Source organism: Dielma fastidiosa (assembly GCF_000313565.1).
GTDB lineage: Bacteria > Bacillota_I > Bacilli_A > Erysipelotrichales > Erysipelotrichaceae > Dielma > Dielma fastidiosa.
Window position 1 is genome coordinate 1 of the sequence record NZ_CAEN01000105.1, and the last position, 342, is coordinate 342.

Consider the following 342-nt stretch of genomic DNA (forward strand, 5'->3'; position numbering starts at 1 on the left):
TTTTAAAGTGTATAAAACGGTCAATACTTGCAATATGATTAGCGTATAAAGGAGTGATGGCTATGGCTTTTAAAATTGAAAAAGAAGAATATATAAATAAGACTTTTAGATTAAACAAGAAGCTGGTAGAAGAAATGGAAAAAGTAGCAGATTCTAAAAATATATCTTTGAATAAGTTAGTCGTTTTATGTGTTGAATATGCACTAGAAAACTTAGACACGAAGGAAGATGAATAATTTATACTCAATTTATTCGTGAAAATAGCACTTAATTATTGATTATAATCGTTACCTGTTCTATAATGTAGATGAGGATATAGTAATATATCCGAAAAATATTAAT

1 protein-coding gene is annotated in these 342 nt (G+C 26.3%); it reads left to right on the forward strand.

What is annotated here, in order from left to right; all coding sequences use genetic code 11:
• Nucleotides 1–62 precede the first annotated feature (62 nt).
• Nucleotides 63–236: a hypothetical protein gene (locus tag DAHG_RS21600; RefSeq protein ID WP_022936307.1), complete on the forward strand. Its 174-nt coding sequence runs from the start codon at nt 63–65 to the stop codon at nt 234–236.
• Nucleotides 237–342: the final 106 nt, after the last annotated feature.